Below are 6,397 nucleotides of genomic sequence, written 5' to 3' on the forward strand. Positions count from 1 at the left end.
AGCGATCGCAGGTGCGATCGCTTCTCCCGTTGGCGGCTTAAAAATCAAAATAGATGTAGCGCGTTCCTCCCTCTGGGGCAAGCATCCACACCGCAAAGAAACAGAGGGGAACCAATACTAATTTTAAATGCCAATTTAATTGCAACTTTAACCCCCCCTGCACCAAATAGGTCAACGCCATCACCACCACCAACACCATCATCCACCACAACAGGTCAAACCGTCCCAACCCCAACGCCTCAAAATAGACCTTCTGGGTAAATTGAATATCCCCCGCCACGCCGAAGAGATGCCGCACCATCAGCCCCGATTGTCGCAAATCCGGCAACCGGAAGAAAATCCACGCCAAAAACACAAAGCCCTGGGTCACCACCCAAGCCGTCACCATCCCCGGTACAGACTCCCACCATTGGCCCCAGCGGGCATGGGTTTGACTGTAGCGATCGCCCAGGCGATGCACCACCAACGCCACCCCATGGAGACCGCCCCACACCAAAAACCCCCAAGCCGTCCCCCGCGTATCAATATGCCAAATCCCGGCGATGAACAGAATCAGCCACAGGTTAATGCAGGTGCGCACCAACCCCCGCCGCGACCCGCCCAAGGGAAAATAGAGATAATTGCGCAGCCAATCCCCTAGGGTTATATGCCAGCGCCGCCAAAACTGAGCGATGCTCGTGGTGAAATAGGGAAAATTGAAATTATCCGGCAGGGTAAACCCCAGAAACATCGCACTACCCCGCGCCATATCCACATAGCCGCTAAAGTCAAAATACAACTGCAACCCATAGGCCAACACCACCAACCACAGATCCACACTCCCCGCCCGCTCCAAATTTCCCAAACACAAGTCCACAAACATCCCCAGCGGGTCAGCGATCAGGGCCTTTTTCACTGCTCCCGCCGCAAACAACCATAAACCCTCGGTGAAATGCTCCAATTTTGGGGTGCGGGTTTGGTCATTGAATTGGGTGATAAAGGGGTGATACCGGGTGATCGGCCCCGAAATCAGTTTCGGAAAGAAGAATTTATAACTGGCAAAATCAAGAAAATCACGGCTGGCCGGTGCGCCGCGATAGACATCAATCAGATAGGCCAAATTTTCAAAGGTAAAAAACGAAATCCCCAAGGGTACGAGGATATGGTTTTGCAACCACGATCGCCCCACTTCAACGGCGGGACTAGGTGCGATCGCCACCACCCCATTCAACACCAGCAGCAAATATTTAAACCCAAACAAACAAGCCACATTGAGCACAATCCCCAGAATCAACAACTGCGTCGCCCGTTGACTCCACAGGGTTTGCATCGCCTCCCATGCTTCATTGGACAGATGAGCCTGATCCGATTGCACCTCTGGGCGGGACTTGATCGCCATCCCCTTGCCAATCCAAAAATTCAGCCCCGTCAGCAGCAACAGCAGCGGCAAATACTGTACTTGCAACGAGGTATAGACCACCAAACTGGCCAGCAACACCAACCAAAGGCGAATCCGGGCCGCCCGTGGCCGTGGCCACCAGTACAGCAGGGTGAGAGCAAGCAAAAACAGGGCGTAAAACGGATCAAGAAAGGTCATCGGTGCGTTGGGGTAAGCCGTGATCAGCATCAGGATGTAGCATAGCGAAATTAGGCGCGATCGCTCTCGCTGAATTTGGGGCGTTGGGGGTGCGATCGCCTACAAGCCGTTGCCGATCAAAATAAAGGGCGACCAATGGTAAGGATGGCTGAAACCGGGGGCGGCGGGGGTGGCTGCACCGTTGCGGGGTCGCACAGATACCAAAGAACGACTATCGGCTACCCTCGTTTCAAAGTCGGCGGTTTCTTCCCGATAGAGCAAACTGAGTTGGGCTTGGCGGAGGGCTTCGGCTTGGGTGAGTTCGCCCGTAGAGAGCAGGGCATAAAATCGCTGCATCAAAACGCTGGTGCTGCTGTCATTGACTTTCCAGAGGGAGGCGATCACGGTCTCGGCACGGTTGGAACGCAGAAAGTAGGAACTAATTCCGGCGATTTCTGTGCCATCTCCTGCTTCGCCCCCCAGGGCGGTCTGGCAAGCGGAGAGGATCACCAGTTGCACGTTTTCGAGGAGGTCTTCAATGGCGTTGATATCGTCGGCTTTGAGCCGGTTGCCATCCCCTAAAAGAATGTAGGATTCATCAGCGCGACCGGGCACAAAGGCGGCATGGGTAGCCAGGTGCAAAATGTTATGGCGAAAGACGTTGGTTTTGAGGCTGTCGAAGGTAAAGTTACGATTGAGCAGCACTTGACCGGGATACACCCCCGGATCATCGCCTTGAGTCACGATCGCATCCAATTCAGCTTGCACCGCCGGGAGGGGATTAAAACCAGCGATCGCATCGGTGAGACCCATGCCGAGCACTTGCGTGTCCGGTGCGAGGCGGCTGCTGGTGTCGGTGAGGGCAGGAGCGAGGACACTGGAGAGGGTGTAGCGTTCTAGTAAATATTGTTCGCCGTCATGTAATGCACCCATGGGAATGTAGCGGGTGACGCGATCGTTCACAAATACTAAATGGTCAATCTCGTTGGCGACCAGTTCACTTTCGAGGGGTTTAATCATCCAGTTGTAGAGTTGTTGGCTGGTGGCTTGGAGGCTGCTGAGGCTGCCGTCACGCTGGAGTTGATTGCCGAGGCGTTGGACGGTTTGGGCAAGTTCGGCTTGGGTGACGGGGACTTCAATGCTACCAATTACGCCCCCGGCTGCTGCCCAGACGAGCCAGAGTTTGTCTTCGAGGACGAAGGGATAAATCAAAACGGCGTTCTGTCCGGCTTGATTGTAGGCGCGGAGCAGTGTGTTGGCATCACCGCTGAGTTTTTCGGGGTCTTGAAATACTTCATCATCGGCACGGTTAGCGCGAATGGTGGCGATGAATTGGTTAACTTGGTCGTTGTATTGCTCTTTGAGTTTGATGCGTTGGTCGTAGAGTTGGGCGATGGTGTCGCAGTTGGTCTCTTGGCAGGTGAGGATTTCGGTTCCGAGGGCGATCAGGCTGTTGTGGTCGTCGAGGACGGCTTGTTCGGGGTCGGTGTAGCGGATTTGGCCGTCGCTGGTGAAGCTGGCGCGGGTGTTGGTGAAGTCGCGCAGTTCTTGGAGTTTGAGCAGGTCTAAAACTTGTTGGGCTTCGGGGATGCGGGCTTGTTCGAGGAGGAGATTGGCGAGGAAGCGGTAGTCGTCTTCGATCGTGGTGACGTAGGTTTGGCGGAGTTGTTCGTCAAGTTGGCGGTTGTCGGTGCGGATGGTTTCGCGAACGCGGACGGATTCTTTGAGGAAGATGATGGCGACTTCGGGTTGGTTTTGGGCGGCGAATATTCTACCGATATTATTGAGGGTAATACTGAGGTTTTCACGGCTACCTGTGGCTTGCATTAGGGGCAAGGCTTGCTCGTAATACTCCAGCGCCCTGCTCTTTTCTCCTAACGAGTTGTAGACCGCACCGATATTATTGAGGGTGCTGGCTTCCCCGCTGCGATCACCTACTGCCCGTCTCAGGGGTAAAGCCTGGTTGAAATACTCCAGCGCCCTGCTCTTTTCTCCTAAATCTGAGTAGACCGCACCGATATTATTGAGGGTGGTGGCTTCCACTCTTCGATTTCCCACCGCCCGTAACAGGGGTAAGGCTTCCTCATAATACTCCAGCGCCCGGCTCTTTTCTCCTAGTGATGAGTAGACCACACCGATATTAGTGAGGGTGGTGGCTTCCCCGCCGCGATCGCCCACCGCCCGGTATAGGGGTAAGGCTTCCTCGTAATACTCCAGCGCCCGGCTCTTTTCTCCTAGTGATGAATAGACCGTACCGATACTAGCGAGGCTCGTGGCTTCCCCGCCTCGTTGGCGAAGCCTTTCCTCTGGAGAATCGCCCACCGCCCGAAACAGGGGCAAGGCTTGGCTGTAATACCCCAGTGCTTTGCTCTTTTCTCCTAGGGAGTCGTAAACCTGACCGATATTACCAAGGGTTCTTGCTTCCCCGTCGCGATCGCCCACCGCTCGATACAGGGGTAAGGCTTGCTCGAAATACTCCAGCGCCCGTTGCTTTTCACCCAAGGCATCGTAAGCAAATCCCATACTCATTAACGTTCGGGCTTGCCAGGTTTGGGCGGTTTGTAAGTTTTCGCCCGTGGCTTGTTGGGCGGCTGCTTCAAAAATGGCGATTGATCGTTCGTACTGTTCTAACGCTTCGCGGTTGTATCCCAAATTGAGATGAGCAAACCCCGACCAATACCGCACAGCCGCTTCACTAAATTTCTCGTTTCTTGCCTCAAATAACGCAATCGATTCTGCAAATTTTTCAATGGCTGCTTGTAACGATTCTGCTGTCCCTTGATTAAATAATTCCTGCCCCTCTTGGTATAGCTGAAATGCTTCACTGCCCTCCCCACCTTGCGCCCACAATTCACGGGGAACCTCCAACCCTAGGGGGGCGTGGGGTTGAGCCTGGAAATCCAGCGAGGGCAAGAATTGGGGTTCAATCCTGCGCTGCGCCGCCCCATTGCTACCAACCGCCCCCACCTCCCCCGCCAACAACCCCGCCAACACAATCCCACCCAACAAACCCCACCGTAAAGACATGATCACAACCTCGACAAATACACAATACTAACACCGCAAAATAGCAACAATTTGTTGATGAACCTTCTCCAGACAAGCTGACCTAATCTGTCCCGCCTTATACAAAATCAAACCACTCGCCGCCGTAAACAAACGATTTGGTCGAATATTACTGAGTTGCTTCAGCCCCCCACTCAAAAAGTCCTCACGTCCAAGCGTCACACTGTAAGTATCTCGCACCGTTTGACTGGTGATCTGACATAAAATTACATCCTCCCCCGTCAACGTCGCCACCACCAAAGCCGGACGACGCTTCGCTCCAGCCAAATTTGAAAACGGAAATGGCACAACCACCACATCACCCTTTACAAATCGCGCCATGCTTCATCCTCTTCCGGTTTCAACCAATCCTGAGCCAAAACCATTTCATCATAAACAACATCTTCTGGGGTATCTTCTGTTGTGGCAAATATAGGTGCGGCGGCTTGCTGCATACTCATAACAACCTGCTGCCGCTCTGACTGGGCCAGAAGGCGATCGATAAAATCTTCAACTGCTGGTAATTGCTCCACAGGAAGACTTTGAAGCTTCTCAAACAATGTGGCTGTATTGCGTTCCATGGTTAGTTAAAAACAACGATACATCTGGCTCATAGTCTAATGTTAATGTGTGGAAACAATGCGGCTGTCCCTTGGTCGAACAACTCCCGCCCTTCTTGATAAAGCAGTAACGCTTCATTCGCTTCGGCACTTTGCGCGAGGAGTTCACGGGAAAATTCGGGGTCTGGTGGCAAAGACTGGGTAGAAAATTCGGGGGCGCGATGGAGCGGCGCGATCGCCCCCACCTCCCCCGCCAACAACCCCGCCAACACAATCCCACCCAACAGACCTAAGTGCAAAGACATCACCACCACCTCAAACACCGACAAAAACGATGGCTATAGCCTAACCCAACCTGCCCCAAACCATCCGCCCGTTTCAAAAACCGTAACGCTCTCAGCCGCTAGAATAAGAACCAAACCGCACCCATACAGCCAATGGAACAATCTACCCCCCTCGACCCCCAAACCCTCAAAACCCTGATTAAAGAAGGAGTCCGGGAAGTGATGCGAGAAGAATGGTTTAAATTCTTTGAAATGCTGCTCCCCTATGTAGACGATACCGAGCAGACTGAGATCGAAGCCACCTTTAACCCAGCCGACTACGCAGATGAGGAGTTTGAAGACATCACCGACTGGTTTGAATCATGAAAGTCAAGCTCAGGAAATCTGCCCACAAATTCCTCAAAAAACTTGATACCAACAGTCGCCAAGCTGTACTCACCAAAATTGGCATCCTTAAAACCTGCCTAGAAACGCAGAAAGTCTATCCTCCCGAAGAGCTAGACATCAAAAAGCTCAAAGGCGAGTTGAAATCGTTCTCTAGAATTCGCGTGGGCAAGATGCGCATCATCTTTCAGATTCAGACAGAAGCAGAAACAATTTTTGTCTATGACATTAACTTCCGGGGCAATATTTACGGGCAGTGAATGCCTTGTCATTACCTGTCCGGTTCAACCGCCACAGCCCCCGTCGCCACAAAACCCGACAACACAATCCCACCCAACAGACCTAAGTGCAAAGACATCACCACCACCTCAACACCGACAAAAACAATGGCTATAGCCTAACCCAACCTGCCCCAAACCATCCGCCCGTTACAAAAACCGGGTAGTGCATTAATGCACGGGACGGAGGAAAATCAGGCTACACAACTACGATAACTAGGGAGACAAGCTCATGGCTATTGAGATGACCTGTCCGACCTGTGGGTCTCACGATATCTCCAAGAACGGCAC

Annotated in this window: 7 protein-coding genes; 2 read left to right on the forward strand and 5 right to left on the reverse strand. The window is 52.9% G+C overall.

Annotated elements, in window-relative coordinates; translation table 11 throughout:
* Positions 1 to 37: 37 nt before the first annotated feature.
* From PN477_RS13300 to PN477_RS13320, 5 genes are all read right to left on the reverse strand, one after another.
* The gene (locus PN477_RS13300) at positions 38 to 1,606 is read right to left on the reverse strand and encodes an MBOAT family O-acyltransferase (protein WP_272116601.1); all 1,569 of its coding nucleotides are present in this window, start codon (positions 1,604 to 1,606) and stop codon (positions 38 to 40) included.
* A gap of 69 nt (positions 1,607 to 1,675) precedes the next feature.
* The gene (locus PN477_RS13305; RefSeq protein WP_272116603.1) at positions 1,676 to 4,582 is read right to left on the reverse strand and encodes a CHAT domain-containing protein; all 2,907 of its coding nucleotides are present in this window, start codon (positions 4,580 to 4,582) and stop codon (positions 1,676 to 1,678) included.
* Between the two features lie 27 nt (positions 4,583 to 4,609).
* Entirely contained in the window at positions 4,610 to 4,942 is a 333-nt protein-coding gene (locus tag PN477_RS13310) for a type II toxin-antitoxin system PemK/MazF family toxin (protein WP_272116606.1), read from the reverse strand.
* The gene (locus PN477_RS13315) at positions 4,927 to 5,181 is read right to left on the reverse strand and encodes a hypothetical protein (protein ID WP_272116609.1); all 255 of its coding nucleotides are present in this window, start codon (positions 5,179 to 5,181) and stop codon (positions 4,927 to 4,929) included. Before PN477_RS13315 ends, PN477_RS13310 begins: the two co-directional genes overlap by 16 nt.
* 29 nt (positions 5,182 to 5,210) lie before the next feature.
* Positions 5,211 to 5,465, reverse strand: a complete 255-nt coding sequence (locus PN477_RS13320; protein ID WP_272116611.1) for a hypothetical protein — start codon at positions 5,463 to 5,465, stop codon at positions 5,211 to 5,213.
* A gap of 132 nt (positions 5,466 to 5,597) precedes the next feature.
* On the opposite strand from PN477_RS13320, the gene PN477_RS13325 reads away from it, so the two are divergent.
* Positions 5,598 to 5,810 carry a hypothetical protein gene (locus PN477_RS13325; RefSeq protein WP_272116613.1) on the forward strand — a complete coding sequence of 71 codons (213 nt, stop codon included), beginning with the start codon at positions 5,598 to 5,600 and terminating at the stop codon, positions 5,808 to 5,810.
* Positions 5,807 to 6,088: a type II toxin-antitoxin system RelE family toxin gene (locus PN477_RS13330; RefSeq protein ID WP_272116615.1), complete on the forward strand. Its 282-nt coding sequence runs from the start codon at positions 5,807 to 5,809 to the stop codon at positions 6,086 to 6,088. The genes PN477_RS13325 and PN477_RS13330 overlap by 4 nt, the downstream gene beginning before the upstream one ends.
* The last annotated feature ends 309 nt before the right edge of the window (positions 6,089 to 6,397 follow it).

It is taken from the genome of Spirulina subsalsa CS-330, from assembly GCF_028330765.1.
Lineage (GTDB): Bacteria > Cyanobacteriota > Cyanobacteriia > Cyanobacteriales > Spirulinaceae > Spirulina > Spirulina subsalsa_A.